The 14219-nt window shown below is 75.6% G+C and carries 12 protein-coding genes; 4 read left to right on the top strand and 8 right to left on the bottom strand.

The annotated features are described in order from the left end of the window. Positions 1–2 precede the first annotated feature (2 nt). The 4 genes from meaB to WCD58_RS07590 all read right to left on the bottom strand — a co-directional run bounded on the left by meaB (position 3) and on the right by WCD58_RS07590 (position 5795). Positions 3–977, bottom strand: coding sequence for a methylmalonyl Co-A mutase-associated GTPase MeaB (meaB, locus tag WCD58_RS07605; protein WP_337701227.1), 975 nt, complete (start codon positions 975–977; stop codon positions 3–5). After that, positions 977–3184 carry a methylmalonyl-CoA mutase gene (gene scpA, locus WCD58_RS07600; protein ID WP_337701226.1) on the bottom strand — a complete coding sequence of 736 codons (2208 nt, stop codon included), beginning with the start codon at positions 3182–3184 and terminating at the stop codon, positions 977–979. The genes meaB and scpA overlap by 1 nt, the downstream gene beginning before the upstream one ends. After that, positions 3181–5091 carry a methylmalonyl-CoA mutase family protein gene (locus WCD58_RS07595; RefSeq protein ID WP_337701224.1) on the bottom strand — a complete coding sequence of 637 codons (1911 nt, stop codon included), beginning with the start codon at positions 5089–5091 and terminating at the stop codon, positions 3181–3183. The genes scpA and WCD58_RS07595 overlap by 4 nt, the downstream gene beginning before the upstream one ends. 134 nt (positions 5092–5225) lie before the next feature. Continuing rightward, positions 5226–5795 (bottom strand): helix-turn-helix domain-containing protein, encoded by a 570-nt coding sequence (locus WCD58_RS07590; RefSeq protein WP_337701222.1) that lies wholly within the window; start codon positions 5793–5795, stop codon positions 5226–5228. 58 nt (positions 5796–5853) lie between these two features. Between WCD58_RS07590 and WCD58_RS07585 the strand changes: the two genes are divergently transcribed. Further along, positions 5854–6807 carry an NAD(P)/FAD-dependent oxidoreductase gene (locus tag WCD58_RS07585; RefSeq protein ID WP_337701220.1) on the top strand — a complete coding sequence of 318 codons (954 nt, stop codon included), beginning with the start codon at positions 5854–5856 and terminating at the stop codon, positions 6805–6807. After that, positions 6804–7442, top strand: a complete 639-nt coding sequence (locus WCD58_RS07580) for an SAM-dependent methyltransferase (protein ID WP_337701218.1) — start codon at positions 6804–6806, stop codon at positions 7440–7442. The genes WCD58_RS07585 and WCD58_RS07580 overlap by 4 nt, the downstream gene beginning before the upstream one ends. A 37-nt stretch (positions 7443–7479) precedes the next feature. Here the strand turns inward: WCD58_RS07580 and WCD58_RS07575 are convergent, their stop codons facing one another. From WCD58_RS07575 to WCD58_RS07560, 4 genes are read right to left on the bottom strand one after another with little or no spacing between them, the layout of a single operon-like run. Then, positions 7480–8907 carry an acyl-CoA synthetase gene (locus WCD58_RS07575; RefSeq protein ID WP_337701216.1) on the bottom strand — a complete coding sequence of 476 codons (1428 nt, stop codon included), beginning with the start codon at positions 8905–8907 and terminating at the stop codon, positions 7480–7482. Positions 8908–8964: 57 nt separating this feature from the next. Next, on the bottom strand, positions 8965–9849 hold the full coding sequence (locus WCD58_RS07570) for an ABC transporter permease subunit (RefSeq protein WP_337701214.1): 885 nt from the start codon (positions 9847–9849) through the stop codon (positions 8965–8967). After that, entirely contained in the window at positions 9846–10805 is a 960-nt protein-coding gene (locus WCD58_RS07565) for an ABC transporter ATP-binding protein (protein ID WP_337701212.1), read from the bottom strand. The genes WCD58_RS07570 and WCD58_RS07565 overlap by 4 nt, the downstream gene beginning before the upstream one ends. After that, entirely contained in the window at positions 10802–11839 is a 1038-nt protein-coding gene (locus WCD58_RS07560) for a LolA family protein (RefSeq protein ID WP_337701210.1), read from the bottom strand. The genes WCD58_RS07565 and WCD58_RS07560 overlap by 4 nt, the downstream gene beginning before the upstream one ends. Before the next feature lie 82 nt (positions 11840–11921). On the opposite strand from WCD58_RS07560, the gene WCD58_RS07555 reads away from it, so the two are divergent. Both WCD58_RS07555 and WCD58_RS07550 read left to right on the top strand, forming a co-directional pair. After that, entirely contained in the window at positions 11922–12584 is a 663-nt protein-coding gene (locus WCD58_RS07555) for a response regulator transcription factor (RefSeq protein WP_337702013.1), read from the top strand. Positions 12585–12607: 23 nt separating this feature from the next. After that, the gene (locus tag WCD58_RS07550; RefSeq protein ID WP_337701208.1) at positions 12608–13879 is read left to right on the top strand and encodes a sensor histidine kinase; all 1272 of its coding nucleotides are present in this window, start codon (positions 12608–12610) and stop codon (positions 13877–13879) included. The last annotated feature ends 340 nt before the right edge of the window (positions 13880–14219 follow it).

The raw sequence follows: 14219 nt of genomic DNA, 5'->3' as shown, positions 1-14219 counted from the left end.
AGTCAGGACTCAAGGAACGAGTCGAGGATCCGGTCGGCGGCCAGGGCGGGGGTGAGCTCGCCCGCCTCGACCTCGCGCTCGAGCTCGCCGCGCATGCCCTTGACGTCGGGGTGGTCCTTCAGCCGGTCGAGGAGGCGGTCGCGCACCATCTGCCAGGTCCAGTCGACCTGCTGGCGGGCGCGCTTTTCGTCCAGCCCGCCCTCGGACTCGAGGTGCTCCTGGTGGCGCACGAGCGCCGACCACACGTCGTCGAGCCCGGTCCTCTCGGCGGCGCTGCAGGTCAGCACCGGCACCTTCCAGGTCTCGCGCTCCCCCCGCAGCATCGCCAGCGCCTGCTCCAGCTCCCGCGCGGCGCGCTTGGCCTCCCGCGCGTGCGGCCCGTCCGCCTTGTTCACGGCGATGACGTCGGCGATCTCGAGGATGCCGCGCTTGATGCCCTGCAGGGAGTCGCCGGTGCGCGCGAGCGTCAGGAAGAGGAACGAGTCGACCATCTGCGCAACGGTCGTCTCGGACTGCCCGACGCCGACGGTCTCGACGATGACGACGTCGTGGCCGGCCGCCTCCATCACGACCATCGTCTCGCGGGTGGCCTTGGCGACGCCGCCGAGCGTCCCGGCGGTCGGCGAGGGCCGGATGAACGCGTCGTCGTCGGTGGCCAGCTCGTTCATGCGGGTCTTGTCGCCGAGGATCGAGCCGCCCGACCGCGTCGAGGACGGGTCCACGGCCAGCACCGCGACCTTCGACCCGGCGGCCGTCAGCGTCGATCCGAGCGCGCCGATGAACGTCGACTTCCCGACCCCGGGCACGCCGGAGATGCCGATCCGCCGCGCCCCGCCCGCGTGCGGGAGCAGCTCGACGAGCAGCTCCTGCGCGGCCTCGCGGTGGTCGGGCCGCGTGGACTCGACGAGCGTGATCGCCCGCCCGATCCAGAGCCGGGAACCGGACCGGACGCCCTCGACGTACTTCTCGAGGTCCACTACGACGAGCCGTGCCCCAGGCGCTCGGTCAGCGTCCCGAGCAGTTGGGTCGCGGCCTCCGCGATCACCGTGCCCGGCCCGAAGATCGCGGCGGCGCCGTTGTCGAGGAGCTCCTGGTGGTCGCCCGGCGGGATGACGCCGCCGGCGACGATGAGGATCTCCTCGGCGCCCGCCTCGGCGAGCTCGTCGCGCAGCGCCGGGACCAGCGACAGGTGCCCGGCGGCCAGCGACGAGACGCCGACGACGTGCACGTCGGACTCGACGGCCTGGCGCGCGACCTCGGCGGGCGTCTGGAACAGCGGGCCCACGTCGACGTCGAAGCCGAGGTCGGCGAACGCGGTGGCGATGACCTTCTGCCCGCGGTCGTGCCCGTCCTGGCCCATCTTCGCGACGAGGATGCGGGGCCGGCGGCCCTCGGCCTCCTCGAACCGCTGCGCCGCCTGGCGCGCGTTCTCCACGGCGGAGTTCTCGCCCACCTCGTCACGGTAGACCCCGGAGATCGTCCGGACGTCCGAGCGGTGCCGGCCGTAGACCTCCTCGAGCGCGTCGGAGATCTCCCCGACGCTCGCCTTGGCGCGCGCGGCGTCGATGGCGAGCTTGAGCAGGTTGCCGTCGAGACCGCTCTCACGGTTGCCCTCGTCGGCGGCGCGGGCGGCGTTCGTCAGCTGCTGCAGCGCCGAGCGGACCGCCTCGTCGTCGCGGTCCTCCCGCAGCTCGCGCAGGCGCTCGACCTGCTGGCGCAGCACGTCCTTGTTGTCGACCTTGAGGACGTCGACCTCCTCGCCGGAGGTCAGCGGGTACTTGTTGACGCCGATCAGCGGCTGGCGCCCGGAGTCGATGCGCGCCTGGGTGCGCGCGGCGGCCTCCTCGATGCGCATCTTCGGCAGGCCCTCGTCGATCGCCTGCGCCATGCCGCCGGTGGACTCGACCTCCTGGATGTGCGCCCACGCGCGGCCGGCGAGCTCGCGGGTCAGCCGCTCGACGTACGCCGAGCCGCCCCAGGGGTCGACGGTGCGCGTCGTGCCCGACTCCTGCTGGAGCAGCAGCTGGGTGTTGCGCGCGATGCGGGCGGAGAAGTCGGTGGGCAGCGCCAGCGCCTCGTCGAGGGCGTTGGTGTGCAGCGACTGGGTGTGGCCCTGCGTCGCGGCCATCGCCTCGACGCAGGTGCGGACGACGTTGTTGTAGACGTCCTGGGCGGTGAGCGACCAGCCGGACGTCTGGCTGTGCGTGCGCAGGCTCAGGGACTTGGGGTTCTGCGCGCCGAACGCGTGCACGAGCTTGGCCCACAGCAGCCGCGCGGCCCGCAGCTTGGCGATCTCCATGAAGTAGTTCATGCCGATGCCCCAGAAGAACGAGAGGCGCGGCGCGAACCTGTCCACGTCGAGGCCGGCGTTGCTGCCGGCCCGCAGGTACTCCACCCCGTCGGCCAGCGTGTACGCCAGCTCCAGGTCGGCCGACGCGCCGGCCTCCTGGATGTGGTAGCCGGAGATGGAGATCGAGTTGAACTTCGGCATCTTCTCGCTGGTGTAGCTGAAGATGTCCGAGATGATCTGCATCGACGGCTTCGGCGGGTAGATGTAGGTGTTGCGGACCATGAACTCCTTGAGGATGTCGTTCTGGATGGTCCCGGCCAGCTGCTCCGGCGACACCCCCTGCTCCTCGGCGGCGGCGACGTAGAGCGCCATCACCGGGAGCACGGCCCCGTTCATGGTCATCGACACCGACATGCGGTCCAGCGGGATGCCGTCGAAGAGCTGGCGCATGTCGAGGATCGAGTCGATCGACACCCCGGCCATGCCGACGTCACCGGACACCCGGGGGTTGTCGGAGTCGTAGCCGCGGTGGGTGGGCAGGTCGAACGCGACCGACAGCCCCTTCTGCCCGGCGGCGAGGTTGCGCCGGTAGAAGGCGTTCGACTCCGCCGCCGTCGAGAACCCGGCGTACTGGCGCACGGTCCAGGGCTGGGTCACGTACATCGTCGGGTACGGCCCGCGCAGGTACGGCGTGACGCCCGGGTAGGTGCGCAGGAAATCGAGGCCCTCGAGGTCCGCGTCGGTGTAGAGCGGCTTGACCCCGATGCCCTCGGGGGTCTCCCAGACGAGGTCCTCGGCGCCCTTGCCCGTGGCCTCCTCGAGCGCGGACTCCCAGTCGCGCGACGGGGCCTCGGGCGTGCCCAGCTCTACGTCGCCGAAGTTCGGGATGCTCATCGGACCTCCAGCGCCTTCAGGGTGTCGTCGAGGACGGCCGCGGCGTCGCACCCGGCGTAGAGGGTGCTGTCGACGCCCTCGACGTCCTTCCTGCCCGCGAGCAGGATGCGCGTCGCCCCGGCCTCGCGCAGGGCGGCCGCGACGTCCGCGGCGTGCTGGTCGTAGACCTTGTCCGACGACGCGATCACCGCCACCGGGGTGCCGGCCTCGCGGAACGCGGCGGCGATCTCCTGCGGGTCGGTGCCGCCGGGGCCGTCGGTGGTCGCGATCCCGCCGGCGTGGAGCAGGTTCGTGGTGAACGACGCGCGAGCGGTGTACTCGGCGAGCTTGCCGACGGTCGCGAGGAAGACCGTGGGGCGCTCGTCCGCGGCGTCGGCCCGGTCGCGCAGCTCCTCGAAGACCTGGGCGTAGCGGCGTCGCGGCAGCCCGCCGTCGTGCTCGGTGATCGGCTGCGGGGGACGCTGCGGGAGCTCCTCGTGCAGGTTGGGGAACTCGCTGACGCCGGTGATCGGGTCCTGGCGCTTCGCGATCCGCGTCGCGCGCTGCTCCCAGGTCGCGTCGAGGCGGGCGAGCAGGCTGCCGTCGTCGAGGACCGCCTCGATGCCGCCGTCGCGCTCGATGCGCGTGAACTCCTCCCACCCGGCGTGGGCCAGCGCGTCGGTGAGCGACTCGACGTACCAGGAGCCGCCCGCCGGGTCGATGACGTGCGCGAGGTGCGACTCCTCGAGCAGCAGCGCCTGCGTGTTGCGCGCGAGGCGGCGGGCGGCCTCGTCGGGGCGGCCCAGCTCGCTGTCGAAGGGCAGCACGGTGACCGCGCCGGCCCCGCCGAGCCCGGCGCCGACGGCCGCGACGGTGGTGCGCAGCATGTTCACCCACGGGTCGCGGCGGGTGACCATCGCCGGCGACGTGACGGCGTGCTGCTCCATCGCCCGGGCGCTCTCGGAGGCCCCGCTGACGTCACCGATGCGCTCCCAGCAGCGGCGCGCGGCGCGGAGCTTGGCGAGCGTGGCGAACTGGTCGGCGGTGGCGGCGAAGCGGAACTCGATCCTCCGGAAGGCGTCGTCGGTGTCGAGACCCGCCTCGGTGAGCAGGCGCAGTGCGTGCACGCCCGCGGCCAGGGCAGCGCCGAGCTCCTGCGCGTCGCTGCCGCCCGCGCGGTGGTAGGGCAGAGCGTCGGCGACGACGGTCCGCAGCGCGGGGTGGCTCCGGGCGGCGGTCCGCGCGTGCTCGAGGAGGGCGTCGGTGTACTGCTGCTCCAGCGCCGGCCCGCCCTGGGTGCGGGCGAGCAGCGGGTCGTAGCCGAGCGAGCCGCCGACGGCCCCGGACCCGGCCTGCTCGGCGAAGCGCAGCAGGGCGTCCGCGGCGGCCGGGGTGTCGCGGCCTGCCTCGAGCGCGATCGGCGCGAGGTCGACGAACACGCCCTCCAGCAGCGTCGGCAGCGCGTCGACGGGCGGCCCGCCGGCGTCGCCGAGCACCAGCCAGAGCGACGAGACGCCGTTCTCCAGCTCGGCCATGAGGACGTCGTGGGCGTCGCCGAGGTCGGCGTCGGCGGCGAAGGCGTGGCGCTGGCGGACCAGCCACCCGTCGGCGACCTGGCCCTCGGGCCGCGCGCCGCGCACGAACGGCGGCAGGCCCGGCACGCCGGTGTCGACGCCCGGCACGTCCTCGGCGGCGTACAGCCCGGCGATGGTGATGTCGTCGTCGGTGACGGTCGCGAGCGCCGCCTCCGCCTCCTCCGGCGAGACCTCGCGCCCGGACTTCGCCAGCACCCCGGCGACCAGCTCACGCCACTGCTCGCGCGTCGGGGCGTCGAACTCCCCGGCCAGCGTGAGCTCCTCCGGGGCCTCGTCGTCCAGCTGGGCGGAGGGGTCCAGCTCCGCTGCGCTCCGTGTCCCGCCCGATGTCATGCGCCGGATCGTAGAACGGTCGCTACCCACCGTTTCCCGACCGTGCGACAGGCCACCGGTGTGAGCGAGCGGAATCGTTCGAGATGGGCTGCGCCCAGGTGAGTGATATGGGTTGTCCCGGCGACCCATGTCACTCACCTGGGCGGAGCCCCTCGCATGTGCACGCGCTCGCCCTGACGTCCGAAGAGCGCGAGGACCTCGACCGGCCCGTCGCCGGTGCTGCCCAGCCAGTGCGGGCGGCGGGTGTCGATCTCGGTGGCCTCGCCGGTACGCAGCAGGAGGTCGTCGTCGCCGTTGATCACGCGCAGGCGCCCCGCGAGCACGTAGACCCACTCCCAGCCCTGGTGGGTCGGGAGCTCCGCGGGCGGGGTGTTCCGGGCCGGGGAGAAGACGAACTTGTACGCCGCGGGCTGTCCGGGACTGCGGGACAGCCGGTACATCACGGTGTCCTCGCTGCGCGAGACCGGCTCGTCGCGGGCCGGCGTGGCCTCCCGGATCCCGATCAGCTCGTCGATCCCGGTGCCGTAGACCGTGGCGAGCGGGAGCAGCAGCTCGAGCGTGGCGCGCCGGCCGCCGTTCTCGAGGCGCGAGAGCGTGCTCGTGGAGATCCCGGTGCGCTCGGAGAGCTCGGCGAGGCCCAGCCCCTCGCGGCGGCGCCGGGTGGCGAGGCGGGCGCCCAGCTCGTCCAGCACGTCCTCGGTCACGTTGCCATTCTGGCAAGAATCCTCGTCCCGCGCCGGGCGCCGTCGCACTCTGGTCGACATGACCCACGACCCCCTCGACGTCCTCGTCATCGGGGGCGGTGCGGCCGGCCTGTCCGGCGCGCTGACCCTCGCCCGCTCCCGCCGCTCCGTGCTCGTCCTCGACGCCGGCGAGCCCCGCAACGCCCCGGCCGACGGGGTGCACGCCTTCCTCACCCGCGACGGCCTGCCGCCCGCCGAGCTCGTGCGCCTCGGGCGCGCCGAGGTCGAGTCGTACGGCGGCGAGATCCGCGCGGGCACCGCGGTGGCCGCCCGCCGCGTCGGCGACCTCTTCGCCGTCGACACCGCCGACGGCGACACGCTGCACGCGCGCCGGCTGCTCGTCGCCACCGGCCTGGTCGACGAGCTGCCCGACCTCCCCGGCGTCCGCGAGCTCTGGGGCCACGACGTGCTGCACTGCCCGTACTGCCACGGGTGGGAGGTCCGCGACCGGGCGGTCGCGGTGCTCGGCACCGGGCCGAACGCCCTCCACCAGGTCAAGCTGTTCTCCCAGCTCACCGACGACCTCGTCTACCTGCGCCACCACGCGCCCGCGCTCACCGCGCAGGAGGCCGAGCAGCTCGCCGCGCTGGACGTCGCCGTGATCGACGAGGAGGTCGTGGGCCTCGAGATCACCGACGGCCGGCTGGTCGGCGCGCGCCTGGCCGACGGTCGAGTCGTCGCCCGCCAGGCGCTCGTCGTCGGACCGCGCTTCGTCGCGCGCAGCGGGGTGCTCACCGACCTCGGCGTCGAGGTCCTCGACCACCCGATCGGCGGGCGCCACGTCGCCACCGTCGACGCGACCGGCCTGACCGCCGTCCCCGGCGTGTGGGTCGCGGGCAACGTCGGCAACCTGTCCGCGCAGGTCGTCGCGGCCGCCGCCGAGGGCACGCTGGCGGGCGCCCGGATCAACGCCGACCTCGTGGACGAGGACATCGCGCGGGCCGTCGCGCGGTACCGGAAGGACGCCGCATGAGCACCCACGACCAGTTCACCGCCGCGTTCTGGGACGAGCGCTACCGCAGCGCCGAGAAGATCTGGAGCGGCGAGCCGAACGCCGTGCTCGTGCAGGAGGCCGCCGACCTCGCACCCGGCACCGCGCTCGACGTGGGCAGCGGCGAGGGGGGCGACGCGGTCTGGCTCGCCGCGCGCGGCTGGACGGTCACGGCGATCGACGTCTCGGAGGTCGGGCTGGCGCGGGTGGCGGCGCGGGCGCAGGCCGAGGGCGTCGCCGACCGGGTGACGACCACGCGCGTCGACGTCCTCCACGACCCCGTCCCCGGCACCCACGACCTCGTCACCGCGCACTTCATGCAGCTGTGGACCGACGTCCGCCCGCCGATCTTCGCGAGGCTCGCGGGCGCAGTGGCGCCGGGCGGGCGGCTGCTGCTCGTCGGGCACGACCCGGAGGGCATGCCCGAGGAGTTCGCCCACCACCACCCGCCGGAGTTCTTCGCGACCGCCGAGCAGCTCGTCGCCGAGCTCGGGGACGCCCTGGCCGGCTGGACGATCGAGGTCGCCGAGCGTCGTGCCCGCACCGGCGTGCAACCCGACGGGCGCCCCGGCTTCCTCTACGACGCCGTCCTGCGCGCTCGCCGCCCACGTGCGTGATCTTCTGAGCTATAGCTCAGAAGATCACGCACGTACGTCAGAGGCGCGCCTTCTGCACCTTGCCCATCGCGTTGCGGGGCAGGGCGTCGACGACGCGGATCTCGCGGGGGCGCTTGTGGGCGGAGAGGCGGTCGGCGACGAAGGCGATGACCTCCTCGGGGTCGACGGGGTCGCCGGCGACGACGACGTGGGCGACGATCCGCTGGCCCAGGTCGTCGTCGGGCTCGCCGACCACGGCGGCCTCGCTGATGCCCGCGTGCTCGAGCAGCGCGGTCTCGATCTCGCCGGCGCCGACGCGGTAGCCGCCGGTCTTGATCAGGTCGACGGAGCGCCGGCCGACGATCCGGTGGTACCCGCCGGCGTCGATCACCGCGGCGTCGCCGGTGCGGAACCAGCCGTCCTTCGTCCACGTCTCGGCGGTCGCCTCGGGCCGGCCGAGGTAGCCGTCGAAGAGCCCGGGGCCCTGGAGCTGCAGCTCGCCGATCGTCTCGCCGTCGTGCGGGAGCAGCGCGCCCTCGGTCTCCTCGTCGGTGGAGACCAGGCGCGTCGACACCCCGGCGACGGGCTCGCCGACCCAGCCCGGGCGGCGCTCGCCGTCGGCCCGGACCGACAGGGTGATCATGGTTTCGCTCATCCCGTAGCGCTCGACGGGCGCCTGACCGGTGAGCTCGCGGAGGCGCTCGAACACCGGCACGGGCAGCGGCGCGCTGCCGGAGACGAGCAGGCGCGCCGAGCGCAGGACCGCCGCGGACTCCGGGTCGTTCGCGATGCGCGACCAGATCGTCGGGACCCCGAACAGCAGGCTGGCGCCGTGGTCGCGGACGGCGCCGGCGTAGAGCTCCGGCTTCGGGCGCCCGACGTGCACGAGGCGCGACCCGATCCGCAGCGCGCCGAACACCCCGAGCCCGAGGCCGTGCACGTGGAACAGGGGCAGGCCGTGGGCGAGCGTGTCGTCCTCGGTCCACTCCCACGCGTCGGCGAGACCGTCGAGGCCGGCCGCCATCGCCGCCCGGGACAGCAGCACGCCCTTGGGCGCGCCGGTCGTCCCCGAGGTGTAGAGGATCAGCGCCGCCCCGTCGTTCGGGGCCTCGCGGGAGACGTCGCCGCTGCGCCGGCTGATGTCGACCTGGCGCACCGGCAGCGTGACCTCCGGCGGCCGGCGCCCGATCCACAGCGAGGCCCCCGAGTCGGTGAGCACGTGGCCCCGCTCGCCCGGCCCGGTGTCGGGCGGGACCGGCACGACGGGCACGCCGGCGAGCAGGCCACCGACCATCGCCACGATCGTCTGCGCCGTCGGCTCGGCGAGCACGGCGACGGGGCCCTCGTCGGGGCGGTCCACGATCTGGTCGGCGACCACGGCCGCCGCGCCGACCAGCTCGGGTCCCGACATCGCGACGTCGCCGACCCGGATCGCCTCGGGATCGTCGAGGCCCCCGTCGAGCAGCGCAGCGAGCAGCGTCGTCATGGCGCCCATCATGGGCACCGCCGTCCGGGCACGCGCGACGACCCCGGGGTGCGGCGCCTACCCGTCCCGGCGGCGCATCCGCCACACCGTCACGGCGACGCCCGGCACCAGGTAGACCAGCGCCCGCAGGCTGCTCGAGGCCAGGTCGTCGAGCGGGAGCGGGTCGCGCAGCGCGTCGGCGCCGGCTCCCCAGCCCGAGGTCAGCAGCAGGGGCTGGAGCCACTCGAGCGACGGGATCGCCGCGAGCACCCCGAAGACGATCAGCCCGCCGAGCACGGCCGCGAGCACGACGAGCGGGTGCTCGGTGAACGACGAGATCGCCAGCGCGATCGCGGCGACGGCGAGGAGCTGCACGACGGTCCAGGCCGCGACGAGCCCGACCCGCCCGAGGGCCTCGCCGAGCCCGAGCGTCGTGCCGGACAGCGTGATCAGGGTGCCGCTCGGGCCGCCGACGACGACCATCCCGGTGATCACGCCGACCACGGCGAGGATCGCGACGGCCAGGACCGCGACCGCGAGCACGCCGACGGCCTTCATGACGACCAGCCGGGTCCGGCCGACGGGCGCCAGCAGGAGCCCGCGCAGCGTGCCGTGGGCGGACTCGCCGGCCAGGGCGTCGGCGGCCGCGGTGGCCACCGTGAGCGGCAGGAGCAGCGCGAGCGCCAGCCCGAGCGCGGCGATCGGCAGGACCAGCCCGTTGCCCGCGACCGCGGCCACGAGGCCGGGCCCGTCGCCGTCGTCGCCGCCCGGCCCGCCGGTGAGCGCGATGCCCACCCCGAGCGCGATCGGGATCAGCCCCAGCAGCACGAGCAGGACCAGCGTGCGCGGCCGGCGCAGGACCCAGCGGACCTCGGCGGCCGCGAGCCTGCCCAGCGGGGCCGTGGTGCGGGTGGCCGCCGCGGACACTGCGGTCGACCCCGTCGCGGTCGCTGCCGTCGTCACGCGTCCTCCTCGGTCAGGCGGGCGAAGAGCTCCTCGAGGTGGGCGCGGCGGCGGTGGACCTCCCACACCGCGACGCCGGCCCCCACGAGCGCCGCCACGATCTCGGGCGCCTCGAGCGAGCCGGGCGGCACCGCGACGCCGCCCTCCGCCCGGTACGACGGCGCGCCCGCCTCGCGCAGCGCGAGGATCGCGTCGTCGACGTCGGGGGTGCTGACGACCAGGCCTCCGGCGTCCGCGTCCAGCAGCGCGCGCAGCTCGCCGGACACCAGCAGCGTCCCGGTCTGCAGCACGGCGACGTGGGTGCACACCGCCTCGACCTCGGCGAGCAGGTGCGACGACAGCAGCACCGTCGCGCCCGCGTCCCGCAGGTCGGCGACGACCCGGCGCACGTCGCGCGTGCCGGCCGGGTCGAGCCCGTTGGTGGGCTCGTCGAGCACCGCCAGCTTCCGCGGCACGAGCAGCGCGGCCGCGAGCCCGAGGCGCTGCTTCATGCCCAGCGAGTAGCCCCGGTAGCGACGGCGGGCGGCGTCGGCGAGCCCGACCCGCTCGAGCGCCGCGTCGACGGGCCCGCGCAGATCGCCGTCGAGGCGGGGCTCGGCGGCCGCGCAGCGCAGGAGGTTGTCGCGCCCGGAGAGGAACGGGTGGAAGCCGGGGCCCTCGACGAGCGCGCCGACGTCGGGCAGCGCGGCGGCGAGGTCATCGCCGCCGTGCCCGAGCAGCTCCACCGTCCCGGCGCTCGGGCGCGTGAGCCCGAGCAGCATCCGGATGAGGGTGGTCTTGCCCGACCCGTTGGGCCCGAGCATCCCGAGGACTGCGCCGGCGGGGACGTCGAGGTCGACGTCGTCGATCGCGACCGTCGACCCGAATGTCTTGCGCAGCCCGCGGACCCGGGCGGCGACCGCGTCGGCGGGCGACGCGGCCTCCTCCGTCGGCGGGCTGGAGGTCGCCGCCGTCACCGGGTCAGGGCCTCGGTGAGCACCTGCTGGGGCACCGCGCCGGCGGCGATCCGGCCGTCGTCGGTGATGATCACGGTGGCGACCGCCGTGGTGATCACGCGACCGCTGCCCCACGGGCCGTTGACCGGGGTGCCGAGCGCGGTGAGGTCCGGCGCGCCCTCGGGGCGCTGCTGCTGCCCGCCCTCGCGGGCCGGGGCCTGCCCGACGATCACGCTGTCCCAGCCGTCGCCGACGGTCTGGCGCTGCCCCTCGGGGCGCTCCTGCTGCCCGTCGGGGCGCTGGCGGTCCTGGCCGTCGCGCACGGTGGTGCCGGGCGGCGGGGTGAAGGTGAACAGCGACGGGTCCTGCGGGCCGTAGGTGATCTCGGAGAACCCGACCCGGAGCGCCGGCTCGCCCGCGCCCTGGGCGAGCACGGTGAGCTGCAGCGGCAGGCGCGTCTCGGCGTCGACCGCGACCCGTACCTCGCGCAGCAGCGTGCGCTCGGTGGGCTGCGGGGTCAGGACCAGCTGGTACGCCGCCCGCCCGGCGACCTCGGCGGTGCCGTCGACCGCGACGGTGCTCGTCCGGCGCAGGGTCGCGATGGCCTCGGTGGCCGCGGCCGTCGGATCCTGCTGGGCCTGGCCCTCCGGTGGACCCCGGTGGTCACCGACCGGCGAGCGCGTCGCGGTGCGGTCCTGCGAGTCGTAGGCCCAGCGCGTCGTGCCGTCGGAGACCAGCGTGCGCTCGCCCTCGGGCGACGGGATCGCGACGCGACCGCGGTCCTCCCCGCCGGACCACACGCGGATCGTCGAGGTGCCGTTCGCGAGCTGTGGCACGCCGGGGACGGCGGGCAGCCCGAGGGCGTTGTCGACCTCGACCTCCCCGGCGAACGGGCCGCGCTGGGCGGTCATCACCGAGGACACGAGGTCCTCCGGGCTCACCGGCGGCAGCGGCGGCGCCGCGGCGGCACCGGCCGGCGCGACCACCAGCCCGATGCCGATCGCGGCCACCAACCCCGCTCCGAGCCCTGCCCCGACCCAGCCCCTGCGTCCCATGACCCCATCGTGTCGGGCGCTCGCTGAGACGCTCTCAGCGTCCGGTGTCGGGGGAGGCCCTACCGTCGGTGTCGTGCCCAGGGTGCTGGTGGTCGACGACGAGCCCGGGGTGCGCGACGCCCTGACCCGCGGGCTCGGCGCCGAGGGCATGGACGTGCACGCGGTCGCCGACGGCGACACCGGCCTGCGGGAGGCCGCGACCGGCTCCTACGACGCCGTCGTCCTCGACATCATGCTGCCCGGGCTCTCGGGCTACCGGGTGCTCGAGGCGCTGCGCCGCGACGGGATCGCGACGCCGGTGCTGCTGCTCTCGGCCAAGGACGGCGAGGTCGACCAGGCCGACGGGCTCGACCTCGGCGCCGACGGCTACCTCGTCAAGCCGTTCTCGTTCGTCGTGCTCGTCGCCCAGCTGCGCGCGATGCTGCGCCGCTCGGGCCCGGCGGCGGCGCGGGTGGAGCGCGGCGGGCTGCGCCTCGACCCGGGGACGCGGTCGACCACCTGGCAGGGCCGCGACGTGGAGCTCTCGGAGCGCGAGTTCGCCGTGCTCCACGCCCTGGCCGTCCACCCCGACGGCGTGCTCACCAAGGACGAGCTGCTGGCCGCCGTGTGGGGTGGCGGCGGGTCGGCGAGCCGCAACGTCGTCGAGGTGTACGTCGGCTACCTGCGCCGCAAGCTCGCCGCCGTCGGGGCCGGCGACCTCGTGCGGACCGAGCGCGGGCGCGGGTACCGGCTCGGCCCGTCGTGAGGCGGTGGTGGGCGCGTCTCCCGGTGTCGGCGCGGATCACCCTGGTCGTCGGGGTGTTCACCGTCGTCGCGCTGCTCGCGCTGGGGCGGGTGGCCGGTGGGCTGCTCTTCTCGGCGGCCGTGACCGGCGGGGACGACGCGCTGCGCGAACGCGCGGCCGCGGCCACGGGGGCGGTCGCGTCCGGGTCGGCGCCGCCCCCGGGGGTCCGGGTGGTGGACGTCGCGGGAGCGCCCGTCGACGGCCGCGGGCCGCGCCCGGTGGACGCCGACGCCGTCCGCCGGCTCGGCGCGGGCCGGCCGGTGACGGTGCCCGGCGAACCGGACGGGCCGCAGCGCTGGGTCGCCGTGCCCGTCCCGGCGCCGGACGGGTCGCCACGGCTGGTCCTCGCCTCGCGCGACCAGGTCGGCGCCGCGGAGCTGTTCGCCGACGGCGCCCGCGGGCTGGTGACCACCGCCCTGCTCGGCGCCGTCGCCGTGATCGCCGGGACGTGGACCGTGACGCGGCTGGCGCTGCGCCCGGTCGGCCGGATGCGCGCCGCGGCCGCCGCGCTGCCGCCGGGTGAGCGCCTGCCCGTGCCGCCGGCCCGCGACGAGCTCGCCGCCCTCGCCGTCGAGATCAACGAGCTGCTGGCCCGCCGGGACGACGCCGTCGCGCGCCTCGAGCGCTTCACCAGCGAGGCCGCGCACGAGCTGCGCTCGCCCATCGCGGCCCTGCGCGCCCAGGCCGACGTGGCCGTCGCGCACCCGCACGGAACACCCGCGGACGAGACGTGGCGGTCGGTGGCGCGCGAGGCCGAGCGCCTGTCCGGGCTGGTCGGGGACCTGCTGGCGCTCGCGCGGGCCGACGCCGGCGAGCGGATGCCCGCGCGGCCGGTGGACCTCGTCGACGCCGTCGGCGACGCCTTCGCCCGCCTGTCCGAGGAGCCGCTGCTCGCGATGACGCTGTGGGCGCCGATGCCCGTCGCGGTCGCCGCGACGCCGGCCGAGGTGGCGATCGTGCTCGACAACGTCCTCGCCAACGCCCGCCGGCACGCCGCGACCGTCGTGCACGTCTCGGTGGTGCCGGCCGGGCGGTGGGTGCGCCTGCTGATCGACGACGACGGCCCCGGGATCCCGCCCGCCGACCGCGCCCGGGTCTTCGACCGCTTCACCCGCCTCCAGCCCGACGCGGGCGAGGGCAGCGGGCTCGGGCTGGCGCTGGTCGGGCGCCTGGTGGCCGGACGACACGGGACGACGCGGGCGACGACGTCGCCGGACGGGGGCACGCGCCTGATCGTGCGGTGGCCGGCGGCGTAGGGCGCGGGTGGGAGGAGCGAGGGACTCCCTGGCTGCGTTCTGCGCAGTCGGGGACGCCCTCGCTCTGCCGGGGTCGGCGCGGGTGGTGGGAGCGAGGGACTCCCTCGCTGCGTCCCACGCACTCAAGGACGCCCTCGCTCCCGCTGGGGACCCCGCGCTGTCGGGGGTCGCGGGCACACTGGTCGGCGTCGCGCTTCCCCCGCGGCACCGCCGATCCGGTCGTGCCTGCCCCGAGGGAGCCCGCCATGTCCTCCGTCGACCACCGCCGCGCCCGTGCGCGCCTCGACGCCGAGACCATCGACCGCGCCGCCGCCGTCCTCCGGCGCCGCGTGGCCATCGG

It is taken from the genome of Actinomycetospora flava, from assembly GCF_037400335.1.
Classification (GTDB): Bacteria; Actinomycetota; Actinomycetes; order Mycobacteriales; family Pseudonocardiaceae; genus Actinomycetospora; species Actinomycetospora flava.
The sequence above is the reverse complement of the archived record's forward strand: the minus strand, read 5'-3'. Positions and strand labels throughout refer to the sequence as shown.